Here is a 22,855-nt window from a genome sequence, read left to right on the forward strand (position 1 = left end):
ACATTTTTTAAATGGATACACTTACCAACCAACTATCTGATAGAATTAATAATCTGGCTGCTTCGGCTACACTTGCTATGGCTGCAAAAGCGCGTGAGTTACGTGCTGAAGGAAAGGACATCATTGGCTTGAGCCTTGGTGAACCAGATTTTAACACACCAGATTTTATTAAAGATGCAGCGATACAAGCTGTAAACGACAACTACAATTCATACACACCGGTTGACGGTTATGTTGAGCTGAAAGATGCCATCATTACAAAATTTAAGCGCGATAACAATCTTACTTATGATCGCTCTCAAATTGTAGTTTCAACAGGAGCTAAGCAATCACTTTACAATGTTGCTCAAGTATGCTTGAACCCGGGAGACGAGGTGCTGCTACCTTGCCCGTATTGGGTAAGCTATTCAGACATAGTAAAACTTGCTGAAGGTGTACCCGTAGAAGTTGAAACTTCTTTGGATACCGATTTTAAAATGACTCCAGAACAGCTAGAGGCAGCAATCACACCAAAGACCAAAATGCTTTGGTACAGTTCGCCGTGTAATCCGAGTGGATCTATTTATAGCGAAGCTGAATTAAGAGCCCTTGCTGATGTGCTTCAAAAGCATCCTCAAATTGTAGTAGTAAGTGATGAGATCTATGAGCATATTAATTATGTAGGAGGTCACGCAAGTATGGCGCAGTTTGAAGATATGTACGACCGAGTGGTAACGGTAAATGGTGTTGCAAAAGCTTTTGCAATGACAGGATGGCGAATAGGTTACATAGGCGCTCCGGCATACATCGCGCGTGCGTGTAACAAAATTCAAGGACAGGTAACCAGCGGTGCAAACTGTATTGCTCAGCGCGCGGTAATCACAGCCCTAGAAGCTCCTGTGAGCAAAATTCAATATATGGTTGATGAGTTTAAAGAGCGTAGAAAATTAATTCTAGGTCTACTCAACGATATTGAAGGTTTTGAATGTAATGAACCTGAAGGCGCATTCTATGTTTTCCCTAATATCTCGCATTATTTCGGAAAAACACTCAACGGAACAACGATTAACAATGCTTCTGATTTTGCATTGTATATCTTAGAGCAAGCCAATGTAGCTACAGTTACCGGTGAAGCTTTTGGTAATCCTAACTGCATCCGTATTTCTTATGCAGCAAGTCAAGACCAAATTAAAGAAGCTTTAGCCCGAATTAAAAAAGCAGTTTCCTAAAAAAAAATTCAGCTTTATAACACAAAAAAAGCGACCCCATTGGGTCGCTTTTTACTTTTAAAATTATCTCTATTACATTTTAGGTAACAACACTGTATCTATTACGTGAATCACTCCATTTGATTGATATACATCTGCAATCGTAACCGTTGCTATATTTCCTGCTTGATCTTTAATTTTAACCATATCTCCATCAAGCATTCCCCATAACATTTGCCCGTTAACGGTAGTCCACTCTGCGGTTCCACCACCATCTTTTATATCTTGAATAATATCTGCTGCAGAATTTTTGCCCGCGATTACATGATACGTCAAAACACCTTGTAAAGCCTTTTTATTTTCAGGTTTTAAAAGAGATGCCACCGTCCCATCAGGAAGCTTTTCAAATGCAGCATTTGTAGGCGCCAATACTGTAAAAGGCCCTTCACTTTGCAAGGTTTCTACAAGAGCCGCAGCTTTTACCGCAGCTACTAAAGTCGTATGATCTTTTGAGTTTACGGCATTCTCAACAATATTTTTTGAAGGATACATTGCAGCACCACCCACCATTTTTGTTTCCTGTGCAAAAGTTGCGGTACCTGCGATCATAAAAAGACCTAAAGCTAAAACTGGTAATAAATTTCTCATTTTCATAGTGTAAAGTTTTTTAGTTACAATACACTTACGTGGAGAAACTCACCTGCGGTTTTTCAATTTTCAGGCTTTAAGAAAGTATTAACTATTAAGAAGGGATGGCTAATTTGGTCTTCAGATCCTCCATAATCATATCAGCGTGTACACGTGTATTTTCTATAAAGAGTTTACTCGTTTTAAGACCGCTATTAATTACGCCTGCGACATATACATTAGCAAGCGGAGTTTCTAAAGTCTCTTCGTCGTGTATAGGTCGCTTGTGATTTTCCTCATCTACCGGAATCCCAAGACGCTCAAACAAACTGAAATCTGGCGTATAACCTATCATCGCTAAAACGAAATCATTCTCCAGTTCCACCTCTCCTTCGGGAGTATTTAGGACCACGCTATGCGGTTTGATCTCTTTTACTGTAGTTTCAAAATACGCTTTGATCGAACCTTCTTTAATTCGGTTTTCGATGTTGGGTTTGATCCAATATTTGGTTTTAGGATAAATCTCATTACTGCGAATGGCCATCGTAACCTCTGCTCCTTTATAATAAGTTTCTAGAGCCACATCACAGGCAGAGTTTGCAGCGCCCACCACTAAGATCTTTTGATTTACGTAAGGATGCGGACTGTCATAGAAATGCTTCACCTTAGGTAAATCCTCTCCGGGAACATTCAGCATTCTTGCGGTATCGTAAAACCCTGTAGAAACAATTACTGCCGAAGTTTTAAATTCTTCCTTAGGGGTTTTGAGCACATATCCATCGCTGGTTTTCGTCATTGCCTCTACGGGCGTATAAAGCTGTACATTCAATTTCCAGCTGTCATAAACACGACGATAATATTCTAAAGCCTCTTTACGCGTAGGCTTATCATTATGCGCCACAAAAGGCACATCACCTATTTCGAGCAGATTTGAAGTAGAGAAAAAAGTCATTTGTTCAGGAAAATTATACAACGAATTAACCAGAACGCCTTTTTCTAAAATAATATAATTGAGTTTTGCTTTTGTGGCTGCGATTCCGCAAGCAAGACCTATGGGGCCGCCACCTATTATGATAAGATCGTAATTTTTCAAAACAATTATTTTTGGGTTGGTTGGGATTAGTCGAAAAATAAAAGCAACATAACTTCTAACTTCAACTAAATTTAAAGCTTAACAAAGTTAACCCTTACTAGCGATTACGCCAAAAGAACGGCGTTAACAGAATCAAAACAGTGAAGAGTTCAAGTCGGCCGATCAACATTAAAAATGCACACCACCACTTTCCTAAAATCGGCAGGGCATCAAAATTATTTACAGGACTTAAAATCCCAAAAGCAGGCCCCACATTACCCAATGATGAAGCTGCACCTCCCAAAGCTGTAGGAAAATCGAGTCCCATCGAAGCCAAACCACAGGCACCAATGATCCAAGCCAAAAGGTAAAGAATAAAGAAGGCCAGAATATTAAATACGATCTCTTTTTTAACCGCTTTACCGTTGTGACGTACCGGCAAAATGGCATTTGGATGCAGTGTACGTTTAAACTCGAGTACCCCATTTCTGATGATCATAAGATGGCGCACTACTTTAATTCCACCTGAAGTAGAACCTGCTGAGCCCCCTAAAAACATCAAACCAAAGAAAATAATTGTCGCAAACGGTGCCCACATCGTAAAATCTGCTGAAACAAAACCGGTGGTGGTAATTACAGAGATCACTTGAAACAATCCGTGGCGTATCGCGCTCTCATACTCTCCAAACACCATTGGATGATCTATTGAAGAAATTGATACATCAGCACGTAATATGATTATAAATACGACAAGCACTGTGAACCCCACAGTAAAGGCTGAATATAATTTAAACTCTTCATCCTTCCAGACATTGCGCAGCTTTCCTTTGAAGGCGAAATAACTCAGAATAAAGTTGGTTCCCGCCAAAAACATAAACAGAATGATAATATATTGAACCGCCGGATTATCATTCCAATAGGCAACACTCGCGTTTTTTGTACTAAAACCACCAGTAGAAAGCGTACTCATCGCGTGATTTATCGCATCTAAAAATGACATTCCTGCGATTTTTAGAAGTATGGTTTCAGCTACCGTATAGCCAAAATAAATGAGCCATAAACGCTTTGCGGTATCGGTAATTCTCGGGTGCAATTTATCGGCATTTGGGCCGGGTGCTTCGGCAGCAAAAAGTTGCATACCACCTATTCCCAGTAAAGGCAAAATGGCAATTGCCAAAACAATAATCCCCATCCCTCCTATCCAATGCGTAGTACTACGCCAGAACAAAACTCCGTCAGGTATTGCTTCAATATCATTTAAAATCGACGCACCCGTTGTGGTATACCCACTTATGGTTTCAAAAAAAGCATTGGTAAATGAAGGAATCGCGCCTGTAAACAAATAAGGCAAACAACCGCTCAATGACATGAAAATCCATCCAAAGGTAACAACGATATACCCTTCCCGTTTTTGAATTTCCTTTTTGTGATCTCGGGTAAAGAACATAAAAACCATCCCGAGAAAAATCGTTAACAAACCAGCAGAAATAATCCCCAAAGCCACCGAAACCTCATCATAGAAATAGCCTACAATTGCAGAAATAAACATAAAACCCCCGTTAAACAGAAGCAATACGCCCATTAAATGAAAAATGATCTTTAGATTGAGTCTGGGTCTGTTAGGCATAGAGTCTTAGATAAACATGCGTTCTACTTTGTTGATCGATCGTAACAGGCAACACACCACAATACGATCGCCTACTTCGATGCGATTTTCTCCAAGTGCAATAATACCCTTTCCGTCTCTAACAATACCTCCAATAGTCGCCGATCTAGGAAAATCTAAATCTTTAATGCGTTTACCTATAACTTTAGAATTAGGCTTAGCGCTAAATTCTAAAAGTTCAGCATTCATATTATTGAGTTTGGTCATTGCGACCACATCGCCTTTTCTTATGTATCTAAAAATATTATTGGCTGCAAGTAACTTTTTATTGATCAACGTATCGATACCAATACTGTGAGAAAGCTGAAAATAATCCATATTTTCGACTAAGGCGATGGTTTTTTTAACGCTTTTAGACTTCGCTACCAAACACGACATAATGTTGGTTTCACTGTTTCCGGTTACGGCGATAAAAGCGTCCATATCGTAGATATTTTCTTCCTCAAGAAGCTCTACGTTTCTTCCGTCCCCATTGATCACTAAAGTTTTAGGTAAATTTTCGGCAAGATCATAGGCTTTATCATTATCCTTCTCTACGAGCTTGACCTTAAAATTATGCGAGCAAAGATCACGGGCAGTCTTGTATCCTATTTTACTTCCACCTAAGATCATTACATTTTTAATCTCCTGCTTCATCTTACCGGTAAGCTTATAGAGCTCATCTACACCTTCTTTTACCGTCATAAAATACACCTGATCCCCTTCTTTAAAAATGGTATCACCTCGCGGAATTAACGTATACTGCGTGCCTTCACGCTGAATTGCAATAGGCATAAAATGCAACGTAGGAAAAATGCGCGCTGCCTCTTTTACACTTTTACCCACAAAAGAAGCGGTTCTGCTCAAGGAAGTTCCTACCATTGTAAGCGCTCCGTTCTCAAACTCGTAACTGTCGTTAAATGCCGACTGATTGAGCAGCAATTCTATCTCTGAAGCTGCAAGACTTTCTGGCGAGATCAATTCATCGATACCAAATTTCTTAAAACCGGCTACCTCCTGATTCTCTATAAACTCTGTATTTGAAATACGTGCGATGGTGCGATTTGCTCCCATCTGTTTTGCAAGCACACACACTGTAATGTTGGTGGTTTCACTAGAGGTAACTGCAATTATAAGATCTGTCGTATCTATACGCGCTTCTTTTAAAACTGCAATCGAGGTTGAATCTCCACGTATGGTTCGTATATCAAGATGTGTATCGGCGTACGCAATACTATCTTTATCAACATCTATAAGTGTGATATCTTGTGATTCAAAAGAGAGAAGTTTGGCTAAATGAAAGCCTACCTCCCCGGCACCTGCAATTACAATCTTCATAGTCAATTTTAAAGTAAACTACCTTGGGGCAAGTCCGCAAGGCATTTGGTTTGTAGGCCGCAACACGAATCTTCGAGTTCCTGCGGCGCTCACTTTGTGAGCAAAACCTTGCAAAGATAGGAGAATTAATAGAGATAACTTTAATTATAACAGCCTTCTAAAAGAGCAGGCCTCATCGACTAACAAATACTATATTTGCCACTAAAATTAAAATATGAGCGGCAACGTTAATCCGTATAAAGATTCAGACCAGTCAAAGCGCGAACAAGTAGAGCGCATGTTTGATACTATTTCTAAAGAATACGACGGACTCAACCGTGTGATTTCTTTTGGAATTGATGTAAAATGGCGTAAGAAAGTGGTAAACAAAGTAGCTGCCACACAACCTAAGCGTATTCTGGACGTCGCAACAGGAACCGGTGATCTTGCTATCAATCTCGCTAAAACCGAGGCCGAAGAAATTATAGGTCTTGACATTTCTGCAGGAATGCTTAACGTAGGAAAAGAAAAAGTTGCTGCAAAAAATCTAGATGATCGTATCAAAATGGTTCAAGGAGATTCTGAAAACCTTCCGTTTGAAGATGATTATTTTGACGCCATCACCGTTGCCTTTGGAATTCGTAATTTTGAAACCTTAGAGAAAGGTCTGGCTGAAATCCTACGCGTTCTTAAACCCGGCGGAATTTTTGTAATCCTGGAAACTTCGGTACCTACTAAGTTCCCGTTTAAACAAGGCTACGGATTGTACACCAAAACCTTACTCCCATTGATTGGTCGGGTATTTTCAAAAGATCGCGATGCTTATGCGTATTTAAGTGAAAGCGCTTCTGTTTTTCCCTATGGTGAAAAGCTCAACAATATTTTGAGAAAAACAGGGTTTACTCATGTTGAAGCCAACCCACAAACAATGGGCGTGGCCACAATTTATTTGGCATCAAAGTAATTCTATGCACAAACTACCGGTTTTTGTCTTTTTATTAATACTCACAGCATCAACAGCGCAAGCGCAATTTTTGACTCGGGAGCGCATTCTTAATGATGAGAATTTTGACAAAAAACCATGGAGTTGGGGATACTATTTTGGCATCAATCGGTACGACTTCAATTTTGATTATAAAGAAGCTAGGCCTGATATTTTTGTTGAGCAAAACTACGGTTTCAATGTAGGACTGCTTGGGAACAAACGTATTAATGAATTTTTAGATTTACGCCTGGAACCCGGTTTGGTTTACAATGCACGAACACTGTTTTATCTTGATATTCCGGGAGAAGAAAATGATAGAATTCGCGAACTCAATTCGACCTATATACACTTCCCTTTATTATTAAAATTTTCAACCAAGCGACTTAATAACTTCAAACCATTTGTTGTGGGCGGTTTTAGTTACTCGCACAACTTATCGAGTAATGAGAAAAATCCCGATGACAACAGTTCGGGACAATTTAGAATGACCAACAATACCTTTTACTATGAGGTAGGATTTGGTATTGACTTATATTTACCTTATTTCAAATTTTCACCAAGTATACGCGGTGTTTTTGCATTGACAGATGAACTGGTTAGGGATGAAAACCCAAACAGTTTATACACTTCAAATATTGAAACCATGCAATCTCGCGGTATATTTTTAAACTTTACCTTTCAATAATGTGGGAAGCAGATTTATATAGAGAAAAACACGGCTTTGTCTTTAACTACGGGAAAGACCTCATTAGTATGCTTAATCCGCAAAAAGACGAACGCATACTTGATCTGGGTTGTGGTACTGGTGAACTCACTGCTGCTATTGCCGAAAGCGGAGCGCAACTTGTAGGTATTGATGCTTCTCAAGAGATGATTGATGCAGCAAAAGCGCAGTTTAAAAACATTGAATTTATAACCGCTCGCGGAGAAAGTTTTATAGATCAAGAACGCTACGATGCGATATTTAGTAATGCAACCCTGCATTGGATTTTAAACCCTGAAGCAGCAATCTCTGCGATGTACAGCAATCTAAAAATCGGCGGAAGATTACTTTTAGAAATGGGAGGCGCAGGAAATATCGACACCATTATCAAAGCTTTGAGTAGAGTTTTAGAAGAAAAAGGTTATTTTAAGCAATCCAGAACGATCAATTGGTACTTTCCTAAATTGGGAACCTACTGCTATTTTCTTGAAAAATCGGGCTTTCAGGTAACTTTTGCGCATTTATACGAGCGCCCTACTAAATTGAAAGATCCTGAAACAGGCATTATCGATTGGCTCAAAATGTTTGCTAAACACTACTTCACAGACATTCCTGAGCATGAGGCAGACGCTATTAGAAAAGAAGTTCAGGAAAATGTGCATGAGGCGCTATTTCAAGACGGTCATTATTATGCAGACTACAAGCGCTTACGTATTTGCGCGATCAAATAAATTTTCCTGAGGTAAGTCTCAGAACATTTAATATCGACGATCGAGAAAATCTAACCGCGTTTAAATTCGCTTACTAAAATAGCTCCGGCAATGGCTACATTAAGGCTTTCGGTAGTGCTTGAACCAAATTGGGGTATGCTTATTTTTTGCTGAATTTTTTCTGAAACTGCCGCCGAAACTCCATTAGCCTCGTTACCTAAAACCAAAATCGCTTCCTCTGGCAATTGGGAGCGGTAAACATTTTCTCCATCCATAAACGCGCCGTAAACCGGAAGCTTTTGTTTTGACAAATAAGTTTCTAAATCGGTATACACAAGGTTTACACGTGTTAATGATCCCATCGTCGCTTGCACCACTTTAGGATTAAAACAATCTACCGTCTGTTCAGAACAAATAAGATGCTCAATACCATACCAGTCGCAAAGCCTTATCAAAGTACCTAAGTTTCCCGGGTCACGCACCTCATCAAGTACCAACTGAAAGCCCGATTTTATTTCTAAACGCTGTTTTGGGATTTCAAAAAGCGCCAAAGCCTTTTGTGGTGTTTTTAAAAACGATATTTTTTTGAGTTCTGCAGGTGAAACCTCAGTTGTATCCTGATCTTCAAAAACACCTTCAAGCGCATAAAGACTGTGTAATACGTAGCTCGAATCTAGAAATTCGCGTATTCCTTTAATTCCCTCTACAACAAACAAAGCGTTTTGCTGTCGGTACTTTTTTTGAGCCAGACTCGTTATTAATTTTATTTGGCTTTTGCTAACCACGTCTAATGTGTATTTTTGAAGTTATTTTTATAAAAAAGCCCTTGCAAAAACTTTCCGCAAAAATAGGATTAATTATCATACTACTGTCTACCCTGGCAGCTTGTGATGCGGTAAAGCGAGTACCCGAAGGCCGACTTTTATTAACCGAAAATGAAATCGTAGTCAATGGCGAAGTAAATACAGAATACAACATCAACAATATTCCTTATTTACAGCCCAACAGCAAAGTGCCTTTGCTGGGCACACCTACGCGGTTATACATTTACAATTGGGCGCGACCCAATCTAGATTCCATTCTTCAAGCCAAACTTAATGACAATAATCAACGTACTTTAAATTTTTGGACAAGCATTCTATCTCGCAAACAACTTGACCAATACATAAAATTTAAATTGGGGTTTAATGAAGTGCTGCGCGATTTTGGAGAAGAACCTGCCATAATTACTGAGAATCTCACGAAGCGCTCAGCAGAACGACTCACAGAATACTACAACAGTAAAGGATGGTTTAATGCCGAAACAACCTATACGATAGAAAAAGACAGCGCCAACAAACGCGGAAAAATAGTTTATGCAGTTGACACTAAGAGACCCTATATCATTGATTCTGTAAAAACATTTATCAAATCCCCAGCAGCAGATTCAATCTATCAAGCACACAAAGAAAACGCGTTTATAAAAAACGGAGCACAATATGAACTGCTAGACATCAATGCAGAAACCAGCCGTATTACCGAATTGATGCGTAATAACGGTTTGTTTCATTTTGATCAGGAGTTCATCAGTTTTGTAGGCGATTCGGTTAATACCAATCATCGGGTAAATTTAGAGCTAAACATCAGAAACCGCGAAATACGCGGGCGTGATTCGGTTTATGAACTCCCTCTACAAGTGCATAAAATAAGCAAGGTAAAAGTCACTACAGATTATGGTTATTCCCTGCGCAACGATACCTTTACAGACAGTTTAGAACGTGATGATCATTATCTATATGCTTATGATAAGATCAGATACAAACCCAAACGTCTTATAGACGCTATTTTTATTGAGCCGGGCGAAACGTATAGCGATGAGTCCCGCAATCAAACATTAATACGCCTGAGTCAACTAGGAACTTTTAGATATCCTGACCTTCGGTTTTCTGAAGATCCCGATGATCCCGACGGAACTGATCTTGTTGCAAATATTCTGCTTACGCCCCTGCCTAAATTCAATTTGAGAGCAGATTTTGATGTTTCTACCTCAAATATTCAAACCTTCGGGATAGCAGGTGGAGGTTCTTTACGCATACGTAACGTTCTTGGCGGAATGGAAACCTTGCAAATTTCTGGACGGGCGAGTATAGGTGATTCCAGGACTGCTGCGGGCAGTAACAGCCCAGAGCTTTTTGATATTACTGAAATTGGCGCAGATATCAGCTTAACAATTCCGCGTATCTTTTTTCCTATTCGCACCGGTTTTATCGCTCCAGAAATGTCCCCTTCTACAAGTTTTACTACCGGTATAGGAATTCAACAAAACATAGGTCTTGACAAGCAAAACATCACCGGCGGCATCAATTACAAATGGACACCTTCAGCAAATTTAAATTACCGTTTTGACCTTTTTGACATTCAATATATTCGGAATCTAAACATCCCTAATTATTTCAATGTCTATGAGAATTCGTACGATGAGTTGAACGCTATCGCTTTAAACTATCCGGCTCAAGCGGGTTCTTATTATAATGATGCGGGCAACCTCTCGATACCTGATGGCGCACTTGGATTTATTAATGAAGTACAAAACCGAACAATTGGCGTCACCACAACCGAGTTTAATGATGTCGTGAATATTGAAGAACGCCGTCAAAGATTGACTGAAGATAACCTGATACTCGCCTCGAGTTTTACCTATTATAAAAATACCCGAGACAATCTTTTTGATGATGAATTCACCAGTTTTAGAGCCAAGCTCGAAGTTGCAGGAAACACCCTGAGTGCGATAAGTAATTTGATCGGACTTGAAGAGAATGAGAACGGTTCGTCAAGAATTCTAGGGGTAACATTTTCTCAATATGTAAAAACCGAATTGGATTTTATAAAGCATTGGGATTTTGGCAGTGATAATATTCTTGCTTTTAGAGCCTACGGCGGAATCGCGATCCCATACGGAAACTCCAATAGTATTCCATTCATACGCAGTTTCTTTGGTGGTGGCTCTAACGATAACCGCGCTTGGCAGGCCTATAGATTAGGACCTGGTAGCACAGACAGCCCAAACGACTTTAACGAAGCAAACATGAAGCTTGCTTTTAATTTAGAACAGCGCTTTACCTTTCTGGGCGATTTAAAGGGTGCCATTTTTACAGATGTTGGAAATATCTGGAATGCTCTAGATAATGTAGAAGACCCACAAGCTACCTTTACAGGCTTCCAAAGTTTAGAGGATATTGCGGTAGGAACCGGTTTTGGTCTACGCTATGATTTTAGCTTTTTTGTATTGCGGTTTGATGTAGGTTTTAAAACCTATGATCCTGCTTTACCCAATGGCGAACGCTGGTTTAAAAACACAAATTTTGCCAATGCCGTCTACAATGTGGGTATTAACTATCCTTTCTAATCAAATAAGCTGGTTAAACCCCAATTATTTATTAATTTTATGCCCTTTAACTAAGTAAACAACAACCTATGAGTCATAGTATCAAACCTGGAGTTGCTACCGGAAAAGAAGTTCAGGCTATTTTTAAACATGCAAAAGAAAACGGTTATGCCCTACCGGCAGTAAACGTTATTGGTTCTAACACTATTAATGGTGTTTTAGAGACCGCTGCAAAATTAAATGCGCCTGTTATTCTTCAATTTTCTAACGGAGGAGCCCAGTTTAATGCAGGAAAAGGATATTCTAATGACAATCAACAAGCAGCAGTTGCAGGAGCAATTGCAGGAGCAAAACACGTTCATGAATTAGCAAAGCGCTATGGTGCAACTGTAATCTTACATACAGACCACTGTGCTAAAAAACTTTTACCTTGGATTGACGGACTTCTAGACGCTTCAGAAGAATATTATAAAGAACACGGTCATTCTCTTTTCAGCTCTCATATGATCGATTTGAGTGAAGAACCAATCGAAGAGAACATTGAGCTTTGTAAAAAGTATCTTGAGCGTATGAGTAAAATGGAAATGACTCTTGAGATCGAACTTGGTATCACCGGTGGTGAAGAAGATGGTGTAGACAACTCTGATGTTGACGTTTCTAAACTATATACACAGCCAGAAGAAGTTGCTTATGCATATGAAGAGTTGAGCAAAGTAAGCGACCAGTTCACTATCGCTGCGGCTTTTGGTAACGTTCACGGGGTTTACAAACCTGGTAACGTAAAATTGACTCCAAAAATTCTTAAGAACTCTCAGGAATATATCACAGAAAAATATGGTGTTGAAGAAAATCATATCGACTTCGTATTCCACGGAGGAAGTGGTTCTACTGTAGAAGAGATTCGTGAAGGTATTAGCTACGGTGTTATCAAAATGAACATCGACACCGATTTACAGTGGGCCTTTACTGAAGGAATTCGTGAATATTTTGATGCAAATGCAGACTATCTTCAAACACAAATAGGTAACCCAACCGGAGAAGATAGCCCAAATAAGAAGTTTTACGACCCACGCGTTTGGTTACGTAAAGGTGAAGAATCTTTTGTTGCGCGATTAGAAAAAGCGTTTGAAGATTTGAATAACGTAAATACTTTGTAATTTCGCATCCGCGAAAAAGAAATTTTAAAACCTCAGGATTTATATTCTGAGGTTTTTCAACCTTTAAAAACAGCCTCTTAATTTTACGAGGCAACCCCTAAAGCTTAAAAACTAAAAAGCACAAATTATGGCTTGGTTTAAACGGAAAGAAAAAGGAATACAAACTGCTACCGAAAATAAAAAAGATGTACCTAAAGGACTTTGGTACAAATCTCCTACCGGTAAAATTATTGACGCAGAAGAGCTTGCAAAAAACTTTTATGTAAGCCCGGAAGATGATTACCACGTAAGAATTGGTAGTAATGAATATTTCTCAATACTTTTTGACGATAATAAATACAAAGAGTTAGATAAAAACCTCACTTCTAAAGATCCTTTAAATTTTGAAGACACCAAGAAGTATGTTGATCGTTTAAAAGATGCCGAGTCAAAAACAGGCTTAAAAGACGCTGTACGTACTGCTGTAGGTAAGAGTATGGGTAAAGACCTTGTTGTTGCCGCAATGGATTTTAAATTCATCGGTGGTTCTATGGGTTCTGTAGTAGGTGAGAAAATCGCGCGTGCCGCAGATTACTCGCTTAAACACAACGTACCACTAGTAATTATATCAAAGTCTGGTGGTGCACGTATGATGGAAGCTGCACTATCCTTGATGCAATTGGCAAAAACTTCTGCTAAATTGGCGCAACTTGCCGAAGCAAAAATTCCATATATCTCATTATGCACAGATCCTACAACCGGTGGAACAACAGCTTCATTTGCAATGTTAGGAGATATTAATATTTCTGAGCCTGGAGCTTTAATTGGTTTTGCAGGACCACGTGTAGTTCGCGATACAACCGGTCAAGAATTGCCAGAAGATTTTCAAACTGCAGAGTTCTTAAAAGAGCACGGATTCTTAGATTTCATCTCACACCGTAAAGAACTTAAAAAGAACATCAATCTTTATATAGACTTGATTCTTAATCAGGCAATTCGCAATTAAAAAAAGTTAGGTTAAGATTGATAAATTAATTGTATCTTTGCCGGCTCAACGAGATAGCCTCGTTGAATACATAAAAACTATTTAAATAATATTGGCATGTATCTTACTCAAGAAAAGAAAGATGAAATTTTCAGCAAGTTCGGTAAAGACAAAAACGATACCGGATCTGCGGAAGGACAGATTGCGTTGTTTACACATCGCATCAACCACTTAACGGGACACTTGAAAAAGAACCGCAAAGACTTTAACACAGAGCGTTCTCTAGTAAAATTAGTTGGTAAGCGTAGAGCATTACTTGACTATTTAACTAAGAAAGATATCAATAGATATCGTGCTATCGTTAAAGAATTAGGTTTAAGAAAATAATTCTTATTTATAAAAGGGGCTGTTTTTCAGTCCCTTTTATTTTTAAAATCTGTTTGTTTCAGACTAACATTTGAAGCTTCAGTAAAAATAAAAACCATATTTTTGGTTAAGTCCCGAAAGGGCAAAGAAAGCTATCCTTAGGTTTTTCATTGGTCAAACACTACACACAACAACACAACGACCTTGCCGCTAACCTTTTTGGTTTGCAGCTTATGTTTAACAGTATCCTCGATGTAGGATACAGATGAAAAATCAAAATATGATTCCAAAGACTTTCAAAGAGGTCATTGACCTTGGTGATGGTAGAGAGATCTCTATCGAAACCGGAAAATTAGCAAAACAGGCACATGGTTCTGTTGTTGTTCAATCCGGTAAATGTATGTTGCTTTGTACCGTAGTTTCAAACTACAAGCAAAGTGATGTTGATTTTCTTCCGTTAACGGTAGATTATCGTGAAAAATTTGCTGCTGCCGGCCGCTATCCTGGTGGTTTCTTCAAAAGAGAAGCACGTCCAAGTGATGGTGAAGTATTAACGATGCGTCTTGTAGACCGTGTACTTCGCCCATTGTTCCCAAAAGATTATCACGCAGAAACACAAGTTATGATTCAGTTGATGTCTCATGATGACGAAGTGATGCCTGATGCTATGGCGGGTCTTGCAGCTTCTGCAGCGATTCAACTTTCAGATTTCCCATTTGAATGTGCGATTTCTGAAGTACGTGTAGGTCGTGTAAACGGTGAATTTATCATCAACCCTTCTCGCGCACAGTTAGCAGAATCTGACATCGATATGGTTATTGGTGCTTCGGCTGACTCTGTAATGATGGTTGAAGGTGAGATGGACGAAATTTCTGAAGAAGAAATGACCGAAGCCATCAAAGCTGCTCACGAGGCTATTAAAGTTCAGTGTGAGGCTCAAATTCGTCTTGCGGAAGCTTTTGGTAAAAAACCAACCCGTGAGTACGAACCAGAAGTTGAAGACGCAGAACTTGAGAAAAAAGTTTACGATTTAACGTATGACAAAGTGTATGAAGTAGCCAAAGCTGGTTCTTCTAAACACGAGCGAAGCACTGCTTTTGACGCCATTAAAGAAGAAGTAAAAGGAACCTTCTCAGAAGAAGACCTGGAAGCGTTTGGAGATTTGATCTCTAAATATTTCTACAAGGCTGAAAAGGCTGCGGTACGCGATCTTACCTTAAATGAAGGTTTACGTCTTGATGGTCGTAAGACTACTGAGATTCGCCCAATTTGGTGTGAGACTGATTATTTACCATCAGTACACGGATCTTCGATCTTTACACGTGGGGAAACTCAGGCGCTTGCTACTGTAACTTTAGGTACTTCGAGAGAGGCTAATCAAATTGATATGCCATCTTACGAAGGTGAAGAAACATTCTATTTACACTACAACTTCCCTCCTTTCTCAACCGGTGAAGCGCGTCCTATTCGTGGAACGTCTCGTCGTGAGGTAGGTCACGGTAACTTAGCACAACGTGCGCTTAAAGGGATGATCCCAGCAGATTGCCCGTATACCGTACGTGTTGTTTCTGAGATTTTAGAATCTAACGGTTCTTCTTCAATGGCAACTGTTTGTGCAGGTACCATGGCGATTATGGATGCCGGTGTAAAACTTAAGAAACCAGTTTCTGGTATCGCAATGGGTCTTATCACTGATGTTGAAACTGGTAAATACGCTGTACTTTCTGATATTCTTGGAGATGAAGATCACTTAGGTGATATGGACTTTAAAGTAACAGGTACTGCTGACGGTATCACTGCTTGCCAGATGGACATTAAGGTAAAAGGTCTTTCTTATGAGATTCTTGTAAAAGCACTTCACCAAGCACGTGACGGACGTTTACACATCTTAAATCACCTTACCGATACTATTTCAGAACCTCGTGAGGATGTTAAAGATTACGCTCCTAAAATGGTTACTACACGCATTGCTAATGAATACATTGGTGCGCTTATAGGACCTGGCGGAAAAGTAATTCAAGAACTTCAGAAAGAAACTGGAACTACGATTGTAATCAATGAAGATCCAGTAACCGAAGAAGGAATAGTTGAAATTCTAGGTACAGGAACTGAAGGTATCAACGCAGTTCTTGCTAAAATAGATTCAATCACTTTTAAACCAAAAGTTGGTGAATCTTATAAAGTGAAAGTGATCAAGATGCTTGACTTTGGTGCTGTCGTAGAATATCTTGCTGCTCCGGGTAATGAAGTACTTCTTCACGTATCTGAGCTTGCTTGGGAACGTACTGAGAATGTAAGCGACGTGGTTAATATGGGAGATGAATTTGAAGTAAAATACTTCGGAATCGATTCTCGTACACGCAAGGAAAAAGTTTCTCGTAAAGCACTTCTGCCAAAACCTGAAGGTTACAAAGAACGTGCTCCTAGAAATAATGACAACAAAGACCGTGGATCTCGCGACAATAGAGGCCGCGATAACAGAAATAAAGATCGCAAAAGAGATTAATTTCTGATAGATTTTATTGAAAAAGGGAGCTAAATGCTCCCTTTTTTATGTTTTTTGAGTCAAATCGCTGAAAATTAAAATTCCTGCTTAATTCAATTTATTTCCTTTAAAAATATTTTTTGATTCATAATATTTGGATATTACCTACTACAACTGACATAAAACTGACAGATGTACAGCATTTGGCAGAAAAACTGCCAAAAAGGAACTGCGAAATCCGCAATGCTTTTTTAACATTTAGTTAGCAAACCTTTCTTAAGCTTCATAGGGTGTACGCTAACAGGCTTTTTCCTATCAATATTCTAGGATACTTCCTCATTTTCCGAGTCTCGCATGATACTTGCACTAAATAGGGCGAACTAATTAATTAAAAACTATTTAATGAAAGTATTAGTATTAGGTGCTGGCAATATGGGACTTACCTATGCCGAAGGAATGGCAAACTCCCCATTTTTAAATAAGCGCAAGCTTATGATCTTTGATGTCTCACCTCAAAAAACAGAAGCTTTATCAACTATGGCGCAGTTTGATGCTTATGACAGCATTGAAGAATGTGTGCCACAAGCTGATGTTATTTTTATTGCGGTAAAACCGTACCACAGTCAATCTTTATTTGACAGTATTAAACCCTACATAAACCAAGATCAACTCTTTGTATCATTAATGGCGGGTGTAACTATAAATACCATTCAAGCAGGGTTAGGAGTAAAAAAAGTTATACGTACTATGCCTAATTTACCTGCCAAAGTAGGTAAAGGAGTGACTTCTTTTACAGAATCTAAAGAGGTTAGTAGAGTGGAATTATTGACTGTTAGAAGTCTTTTAGATACTACTGGTGAGTCAATACACGTAGAAACAGAGCAATTTATTGATGCTTCTACTGGTATTTCTGGTAGTGGTCCTGCATATGTGTTTTATTTTATGCAGTCTATGTTAGAAGCAGCATTAAAAATGGGCTTCTCTCCAAACGATTCAAAAGTATTGGTATCACAAACCTTTGAAGGCGCTGTAAAACTATTTAATGAATCTAATCTTACGCCTGAAAAGTGGATGGATCGCGTTGCTTCAAAAGGTGGTACGACGCGTGCAGCACTAGATTCAATGGAAGATAATAACGTTAAAGAATTAATTAAAGAAGCTGCATATGCAGCATTTGACCGTGCAACAGAACTCGGTAAAGAAAAATAAAACTATGAGCACAAAACGTGTAGTTATAAAAGTTGGAACTAATGTAATGACCAATAGAAACAACAGAATTGTTGGGCCTGTTCTTCATGAGCTTGTGAGACAAATCGCAGAGCTTTATGAAAAAGGTTACCAGCCTGTTTTAGTTTCTTCAGGTTCTGCAATTGCAGGTAAAGAAGTCCTAGGAGAATGCAATTATGAAGATGCTTCTACCCGTAGACAAATATTCTCTTCAGTTGGGCAACCTCGTATGATGCGTCACTATTATACGCTATTTAATAGCTTCGGTATGCATTGCGCTCAATTACTTGCTACTAAGCGTGATTTTGCGCCAGGGAAGCACCGCGAGAATATGATTAATTGCTATGAAGGTCTTTTGTCTGAAGGTATTATTCCTATCGCAAATGAGGATGATGCGGTTTCATTAACCATGTCAATGTTTACTGATAATGATGAGCTCGCAAGTCTAGTAGCCGAATTAATTAATGCAGATGCATTGATTTTACTTACAGATACTGATGGTTTATACACAGGGCATCCTGATGATGATGAATCAGAAAAATTGACGGAAGTACACCCTGAGCAGAAAGTAGAACAATACGTTCAAGAAAATAATAAAGCTGAAGGTGAAGGACGAGGAGGAATGAAGTCTAAGCTTAAAATCGCTAAAGAAACTGCTCGCAAAGACATCACTTGCTTTATTGCTAATGGTAAAAAACCTAATGTGATTGTCGACCTTCTGGAAGGCAAAGAAATTGGTACTAAGTTTCAAGCTTAAGTTTGAAATAGATTAGTTCATTCAATTCAAATTAATAAAAGAAAAAAAGTAAAATGCAATTACTCAATTCAGATATAAAAAATAAAGTTCTTGATTCAATGATGAATATTATTGAGTCTAGAAAAAGCGAAATTTTAGAAGCGAATAAAAAAGACTTAGAAGCTTTTAATCGTGACGATCAAGCCCTTTACGACCGTTTGGTTGTAAACGATGCAAAAATTGCCGGAATGATTCAGGCGATTAAAGAAGTACGCGATCAAGAAGATCCTGTAAGTCAAGAAATTTCAAATACAACACTTGATAGCGGTTTAAAAATCATCAATAAGACGGCTCCATTTGGAACCATTATGATCATTTATGAATCGCGTCCTGATGTGACTATTGAAGCTGCAGTTCTAGCTTTTAAAGCAAACAATAAAATTTTGCTTAAAGGTGGTAAAGAGGCGCATCATAGTAATGTGGTTCTTGTAGACTGCTGGAAGCAAGCTTTACGCGAGAATGACCTTGATGAGTCTTGGATCACTATGTTACAAATGAATCGTGAAGAAACTCAGGCGTTCTTAAAGAATCCTGATCAACCTTTAGATTTGATTGTTCCCCGTGGTGGTGAGCGCTTGATAGGCTTTGTAAAAGAGCACGCCAAATGTGCTGTTTTGGTAAGTGGTAGAGGAAATAACTTTTTATATGTACATCCAAAGGCAGATTGGGCCAAAACCATTGAAGTAATCATCAATGCTAAAACCGATAAAATATCTGGATGTAACGCGCTAGATAAAGTATTGGTAGACAAGAAAATTGCTGATTATGAAGCTAAGATTCAAGAATTAGATCAAATTCTTAAAGCCAAAGGTGTCGAGGTATTAGCAGACGAAGCTTCAAAAGAAGTTCTTAGCGATAATACCGTGATTCCTAATGAAGATACGTGGTATGAAGAATTTTTAGCAATGAAAATCGTACTTGGTGCAGTAGACAGCATGGATGAAGCGATGAAGAAAATCAACACCTACAGTGGAGGACACTCAAGCGCTATTATGACTACAGATCAAGAAGCTGCTACAACCTTTATGGAAAACATAGATACTGCTGCAGTTTACCATAATGCATCAACACGTTTCACCGATGGTGGACAAATGGGCGTTGGTGCCGAGTTAGCAATTAGTACCGATAAATTACACCATAGAGGACCTTTAGGTCTTAAACAATTGGTGACCAATAAATATTATGTATTCGGTGATGGGCATGTAAGAGTCTAAAAGACTGATTTACAAACAAAAAAAAGAGGAACTTTTTAAACTAAAAGTTCCTCTTTTTTTTGTTTTTTGTAGAAATTGGATACAATTAATAGATATCTCTTAAATCTTTAAAAATCAAAGTTTTCCTACAAATATAAACATATATGATTCGTATAAAATCATTATTTTAGCATTTAAACGAAATTAGCTATTCGTTTAAAGCATAACACACCCAATGAGCTCATTTATAGATCGTCTTTTTACGCATAGGGCTAGCAGAATAAATCAGAGTCCATCTGACACTGATCCGATTAAAAATTTCTTTGATTATTTGATTGGTCAAGGAACACCTGGAGCGCGCCTTAAGCTTATTGAATCTAAGCTTGAAAACTTTGAATTTCCAGAGGATCAGTACCTCGCTGAAATTTGTGTTGCAAGTTTTTATTTAGATCTTGAATATTATTTACTTCATCACGACTCGCGATACATCAGCACAGAACAAAAGCTTAGACAAGAAATTAAGCTCAATTTTCCTTCGATTACAAATTCTGATGCGTTTGCTCCACTTTACGTAAGTGGTAAAAATCAAGAAGTAATCTTTGCGCAGTTTTTTCTTATAATCCTTCTGAAAAAGTTTAAAGATGAAGACCCTGAGCTTACTAATACTATTTCTTGGCTCAATGCACTTACAAAGGCATTCAAAGCTCCTGTTTCAGATGATATTGTTAAACAAATCAACACCTTTAGAAGAATTAAGGATGATGCGCTGAGAATCAATCAGGAGTTTGGAGAGTTATTTGGGCAAGATTTTGTCGACTCGGCCTTTTCTGGAACTAAAGAAGAGTTCTTGAGCTTTTATGAAAAAATACCTGCCGTCGTTTCAATTAATGACATTATTCCGCAGCTATTTACTTCCTTACTTCATGAGTCTCCTCAAAAAAACTTCTTCAACACTCCGTTAGAACCCACTGAAGTAAACGAGGAAAAGGTTGATTCTGCCAACGTGCCTAAAACAACTCACGTAGATGTTTTAGAGAATTTGCTCGATGGCTACATTCTTTTTGATGCACAGGGCACGATTAAAGATTGTAACACACTCAGCACAAACATTTTTAGCCTTTCTAAAAAAGAATTAAAAGGAAGCTCTATTTACACACTGCTTCCGAAAGATGTAACCAATGCTTTAAAAAGTGACATCAGTTCGTTGCATCAAAATAAACTGCCCAAATTACTGGGCAACCGTAAAGAAGTTGATCTTAAAAACAAAAAAGGAAGTATTGAACCTTATGAAATAAGTTTCAGCAACAACTATTCTGAGCCGGTTGAAACCTTCAGTATTTTTATACGCGATATCACGCAACGCAACGATACTTTACGTGCAAAAGCAAGTGCAGAGCGCGCCGCTGAAGCAAAGTCTACCTTTTTATCCAATATGAGTCACGAAATACGAACTCCTCTAAACGTGATTCTTGGACTGTCTGAATTACTCATAAAAAATGGTTTAGACGATAAAAAGCTGCTGGAGAAAAATCTTGAAGGAATCTCTTTTTCAGCAAAGAATTTGCTTTCTATAGTTGACGATATTCTTGACTTTTCAAAAATTGAAGCCGGAAAACTCTCTTTACAAGCGCTGGATTTCAACTTAAAAGAAGTCTTATCTAATCTCACAAATACGTTTGAAATTAAAGCACGTGAGAAGGGGCTTCAGCTTATTACCACAATAGATGAGCGCATCCCTGACATTATTGTTGGTGACCAATATCGCCTCAATCAGATCATTACTAATTTAATTGGCAACGCCATTAAATTTACCAAACAAGGTAAAATAAACTTGGAGCTTCAATTGATCGAAGAAACGACAGATGAGGTCACAATCAACTTTATTGTTACCGACACCGGAATTGGGATTCCCAAAAATCAATTGCCTTATATCTTTAAGAGTTTTTATCAGGTAGATGAGCCTGAACACGCCAAAATTAATGGAACCGGCCTGGGGCTTTCTATTACTCACGAGTTGATCAATCTGCAAGGAGGTTCGTTATTTGTAGAAAGCGAACCCGGCAAAGGTTCAAGCTTTTATTTTAAGCTGAATTACAGCAAGAGTAAGCGACAAATAATTCAAAAACTAGAGAAACATTCAGACACTGAAAATCAAAGTCTAAAAGGTTTAAGAGTACTGGTTGCCGAAGATAATAAGATGAATCAATTCTATATTCGTCAATTACTACAAGGCTTAAACGTTGAAGCCGATATCGCTGAAAACGGCGAGGAAGCTGTTGCGATTTACACCAATAATAAAGCAAACTACGATCTTATCTTGATGGATATGCATATGCCTGTTATGAACGGAATCGATGCAATCGCTTTGATCAGAAAATCTGAAAAAAATCTTCTAAAAAAAGTACCCATAGTGGCTTGTTCTGCAGATGTTTTTCCTGAGGCCCGTAAAAATGCCATCAAAGCCGGTATAGATTTTTACCTTACAAAACCCTTAAAAGAAGAAGCGCTGAAGGAGGTTTTATATTGGTTAGTTTCTGAAGATACCGAGACCCAAAAACCTGTCCCAAAAAAGGATCTTGAAGATACTACGCCCGAGAATGAATCTACTTCTGTAGATATCCAAAACCTTTTTAAAATCTTTGATAATGATAAAGATTTTGTGATCTCGCTACTTGAAGTCTTCATCACCGAAACACCTGAAGACCTAAACAGTCTGCGTAATTGTGTTGAACGCGAGTATTATCCTCGAGCAAGTACACTTGCGCATAAAATGAAATCAAGCTTTATGAACCTTGGGATGACGCAACCCGGTCATCATTTGCAAAAAATTGAAGCATATATAACCAAGCCTGACAAGTTAGAGGATGCTAAAGCGCATTTAAAAGCTTTTGAAAATTTGTATAATAAAGCACTCTTAGATGTCAACCTGCAGCTTATCAAATTAAAAGAAGGCTAAAACCCAATCTTTTACCGAGAAAAAATCGCACTTCAACCAAGTGTTAAAATTTTCTAAAAAAATTTAAAAAATTCTGTAACCTTTCTTAGTGATCCTACGTA

Annotated in this window: 18 protein-coding genes; 13 read left to right on the forward strand and 5 right to left on the reverse strand. The window is 38.4% G+C overall.

The annotated features are described in order from the left end of the window. The first annotated feature begins 11 nt into the window (after positions 1 to 11). Positions 12 to 1,208 carry a pyridoxal phosphate-dependent aminotransferase gene (locus WA338_RS14545; RefSeq protein WP_009779357.1) on the forward strand — a complete coding sequence of 399 codons (1,197 nt, stop codon included), beginning with the start codon at positions 12 to 14 and terminating at the stop codon, positions 1,206 to 1,208. A 72-nt stretch (positions 1,209 to 1,280) separates the two neighbouring features. Here WA338_RS14545 and WA338_RS14550 read toward each other — a convergent pair whose 3' ends face one another. The 4 genes from WA338_RS14550 to trkA form a co-directional block, all read right to left on the reverse strand. Further along, the gene (locus tag WA338_RS14550; RefSeq protein WP_336093860.1) at positions 1,281 to 1,841 is read right to left on the reverse strand and encodes a fasciclin domain-containing protein; all 561 of its coding nucleotides are present in this window, start codon (positions 1,839 to 1,841) and stop codon (positions 1,281 to 1,283) included. An 88-nt stretch (positions 1,842 to 1,929) separates the two neighbouring features. After that, a complete protein-coding gene (locus WA338_RS14555) occupies positions 1,930 to 2,907 on the reverse strand; it encodes a YpdA family putative bacillithiol disulfide reductase (protein ID WP_336093861.1) in 978 nt (325 codons plus the stop codon). 97 nt (positions 2,908 to 3,004) lie between these two features. Next, positions 3,005 to 4,513, reverse strand: coding sequence for a TrkH family potassium uptake protein (locus WA338_RS14560; RefSeq protein ID WP_336093863.1), 1,509 nt, complete (start codon positions 4,511 to 4,513; stop codon positions 3,005 to 3,007). Between the two features lie 6 nt (positions 4,514 to 4,519). Next, complete coding sequence (gene trkA / locus WA338_RS14565) at positions 4,520 to 5,869, reverse strand: Trk system potassium transporter TrkA (protein ID WP_009779353.1); 1,350 nt, start codon at positions 5,867 to 5,869, stop codon at positions 4,520 to 4,522. A gap of 214 nt (positions 5,870 to 6,083) precedes the next feature. Here trkA and ubiE point away from each other — a divergent pair, with 214 nt between their 5' ends. From ubiE to WA338_RS14580, 3 genes are read left to right on the forward strand one after another with little or no spacing between them, the layout of a single operon-like run. Beyond that, the gene (gene ubiE / locus WA338_RS14570; RefSeq protein WP_336093865.1) at positions 6,084 to 6,812 is read left to right on the forward strand and encodes a bifunctional demethylmenaquinone methyltransferase/2-methoxy-6-polyprenyl-1,4-benzoquinol methylase UbiE; all 729 of its coding nucleotides are present in this window, start codon (positions 6,084 to 6,086) and stop codon (positions 6,810 to 6,812) included. Between the two features lie 4 nt (positions 6,813 to 6,816). Continuing rightward, a complete protein-coding gene (gene porT / locus WA338_RS14575; protein WP_336093866.1) occupies positions 6,817 to 7,518 on the forward strand; it encodes a type IX secretion/gliding motility protein PorT/SprT in 702 nt (233 codons plus the stop codon). After that, the gene (locus WA338_RS14580; RefSeq protein ID WP_009779350.1) at positions 7,518 to 8,267 is read left to right on the forward strand and encodes a methyltransferase domain-containing protein; all 750 of its coding nucleotides are present in this window, start codon (positions 7,518 to 7,520) and stop codon (positions 8,265 to 8,267) included. The genes porT and WA338_RS14580 overlap by 1 nt, the downstream gene beginning before the upstream one ends. A gap of 50 nt (positions 8,268 to 8,317) precedes the next feature. On the opposite strand, the gene WA338_RS14585 is transcribed toward WA338_RS14580, so the two are convergent. After that, positions 8,318 to 9,031 carry a TrmH family RNA methyltransferase gene (locus tag WA338_RS14585; RefSeq protein ID WP_009779349.1) on the reverse strand — a complete coding sequence of 238 codons (714 nt, stop codon included), beginning with the start codon at positions 9,029 to 9,031 and terminating at the stop codon, positions 8,318 to 8,320. Between the two features lie 5 nt (positions 9,032 to 9,036). Here WA338_RS14585 and tamL point away from each other — a divergent pair, with 5 nt between their 5' ends. The 9 genes from tamL (at position 9,037) to WA338_RS14630 (ending at position 22,754) form a co-directional block, all read left to right on the forward strand. Next, on the forward strand, positions 9,037 to 11,631 hold the full coding sequence (tamL, locus tag WA338_RS14590; protein WP_009779348.1) for a translocation and assembly module lipoprotein TamL: 2,595 nt from the start codon (positions 9,037 to 9,039) through the stop codon (positions 11,629 to 11,631). Between the two features lie 68 nt (positions 11,632 to 11,699). Then, positions 11,700 to 12,767, forward strand: a complete 1,068-nt coding sequence (fbaA, locus tag WA338_RS14595) for a class II fructose-bisphosphate aldolase (RefSeq protein ID WP_009779347.1) — start codon at positions 11,700 to 11,702, stop codon at positions 12,765 to 12,767. 127 nt (positions 12,768 to 12,894) lie between these two features. Further along, the gene (gene accD, locus WA338_RS14600) at positions 12,895 to 13,752 is read left to right on the forward strand and encodes an acetyl-CoA carboxylase, carboxyltransferase subunit beta (RefSeq protein ID WP_009779346.1); all 858 of its coding nucleotides are present in this window, start codon (positions 12,895 to 12,897) and stop codon (positions 13,750 to 13,752) included. Between the two features lie 96 nt (positions 13,753 to 13,848). Next, positions 13,849 to 14,118 carry a 30S ribosomal protein S15 gene (rpsO, locus tag WA338_RS14605; protein WP_009779345.1) on the forward strand — a complete coding sequence of 90 codons (270 nt, stop codon included), beginning with the start codon at positions 13,849 to 13,851 and terminating at the stop codon, positions 14,116 to 14,118. Between the two features lie 259 nt (positions 14,119 to 14,377). After that, on the forward strand, positions 14,378 to 16,603 hold the full coding sequence (locus WA338_RS14610) for a polyribonucleotide nucleotidyltransferase (RefSeq protein WP_273016448.1): 2,226 nt from the start codon (positions 14,378 to 14,380) through the stop codon (positions 16,601 to 16,603). 381 nt (positions 16,604 to 16,984) lie between these two features. Beyond that, positions 16,985 to 17,791: a pyrroline-5-carboxylate reductase gene (proC, locus tag WA338_RS14615; RefSeq protein WP_336093870.1), complete on the forward strand. Its 807-nt coding sequence runs from the start codon at positions 16,985 to 16,987 to the stop codon at positions 17,789 to 17,791. 4 nt (positions 17,792 to 17,795) lie between these two features. Continuing rightward, positions 17,796 to 18,566, forward strand: coding sequence for a glutamate 5-kinase (proB, locus tag WA338_RS14620; RefSeq protein WP_072984438.1), 771 nt, complete (start codon positions 17,796 to 17,798; stop codon positions 18,564 to 18,566). Between the two features lie 53 nt (positions 18,567 to 18,619). Beyond that, the gene (locus tag WA338_RS14625; protein WP_273016451.1) at positions 18,620 to 19,819 is read left to right on the forward strand and encodes a glutamate-5-semialdehyde dehydrogenase; all 1,200 of its coding nucleotides are present in this window, start codon (positions 18,620 to 18,622) and stop codon (positions 19,817 to 19,819) included. Positions 19,820 to 20,033: 214 nt separating this feature from the next. Beyond that, entirely contained in the window at positions 20,034 to 22,754 is a 2,721-nt protein-coding gene (locus tag WA338_RS14630) for an ATP-binding protein (RefSeq protein ID WP_273016453.1), read from the forward strand. Positions 22,755 to 22,855: the final 101 nt, after the last annotated feature.

Source organism: Leeuwenhoekiella sp. CH_XMU1409-2, assembly GCF_037029365.1.
Lineage (GTDB): Bacteria > Bacteroidota > Bacteroidia > Flavobacteriales > Flavobacteriaceae > Leeuwenhoekiella > Leeuwenhoekiella blandensis.

Bases quoted from the DNA above. Each gene is read 5' to 3' on its own strand.
- WA338_RS14545 (WP_009779357.1), top strand. From the start codon at position 12: ATGGATACACTTACCAACCAACTATCTGATAGAATTAATAATCTGGCT.
- WA338_RS14630 (WP_273016453.1), top strand. From the start codon at position 20,034: ATGAGCTCATTTATAGATCGTCTTTTTACGCATAGGGCTAGCAGAATA.
- tamL (WP_009779348.1), top strand. From the start codon at position 9,037: ATGTGTATTTTTGAAGTTATTTTTATAAAAAAGCCCTTGCAAAAACTT.
- WA338_RS14625 (WP_273016451.1), top strand. From the start codon at position 18,620: ATGCAATTACTCAATTCAGATATAAAAAATAAAGTTCTTGATTCAATG.
- trkA (WP_009779353.1), bottom strand. From the start codon at position 5,869: ATGAAGATTGTAATTGCAGGTGCCGGGGAGGTAGGCTTTCATTTAGCC.
- ubiE (WP_336093865.1), top strand. From the start codon at position 6,084: ATGAGCGGCAACGTTAATCCGTATAAAGATTCAGACCAGTCAAAGCGC.
- WA338_RS14560 (WP_336093863.1), bottom strand. From the start codon at position 4,513: ATGCCTAACAGACCCAGACTCAATCTAAAGATCATTTTTCATTTAATG.
- accD (WP_009779346.1), top strand. From the start codon at position 12,895: ATGGCTTGGTTTAAACGGAAAGAAAAAGGAATACAAACTGCTACCGAA.
- proC (WP_336093870.1), top strand. From the start codon at position 16,985: ATGAAAGTATTAGTATTAGGTGCTGGCAATATGGGACTTACCTATGCC.
- fbaA (WP_009779347.1), top strand. From the start codon at position 11,700: ATGAGTCATAGTATCAAACCTGGAGTTGCTACCGGAAAAGAAGTTCAG.
- porT (WP_336093866.1), top strand. From the start codon at position 6,817: ATGCACAAACTACCGGTTTTTGTCTTTTTATTAATACTCACAGCATCA.
- WA338_RS14580 (WP_009779350.1), top strand. From the start codon at position 7,518: ATGTGGGAAGCAGATTTATATAGAGAAAAACACGGCTTTGTCTTTAAC.
- proB (WP_072984438.1), top strand. From the start codon at position 17,796: ATGAGCACAAAACGTGTAGTTATAAAAGTTGGAACTAATGTAATGACC.
- WA338_RS14550 (WP_336093860.1), bottom strand. From the start codon at position 1,841: ATGAAAATGAGAAATTTATTACCAGTTTTAGCTTTAGGTCTTTTTATG.
- WA338_RS14610 (WP_273016448.1), top strand. From the start codon at position 14,378: ATGATTCCAAAGACTTTCAAAGAGGTCATTGACCTTGGTGATGGTAGA.
- rpsO (WP_009779345.1), top strand. From the start codon at position 13,849: ATGTATCTTACTCAAGAAAAGAAAGATGAAATTTTCAGCAAGTTCGGT.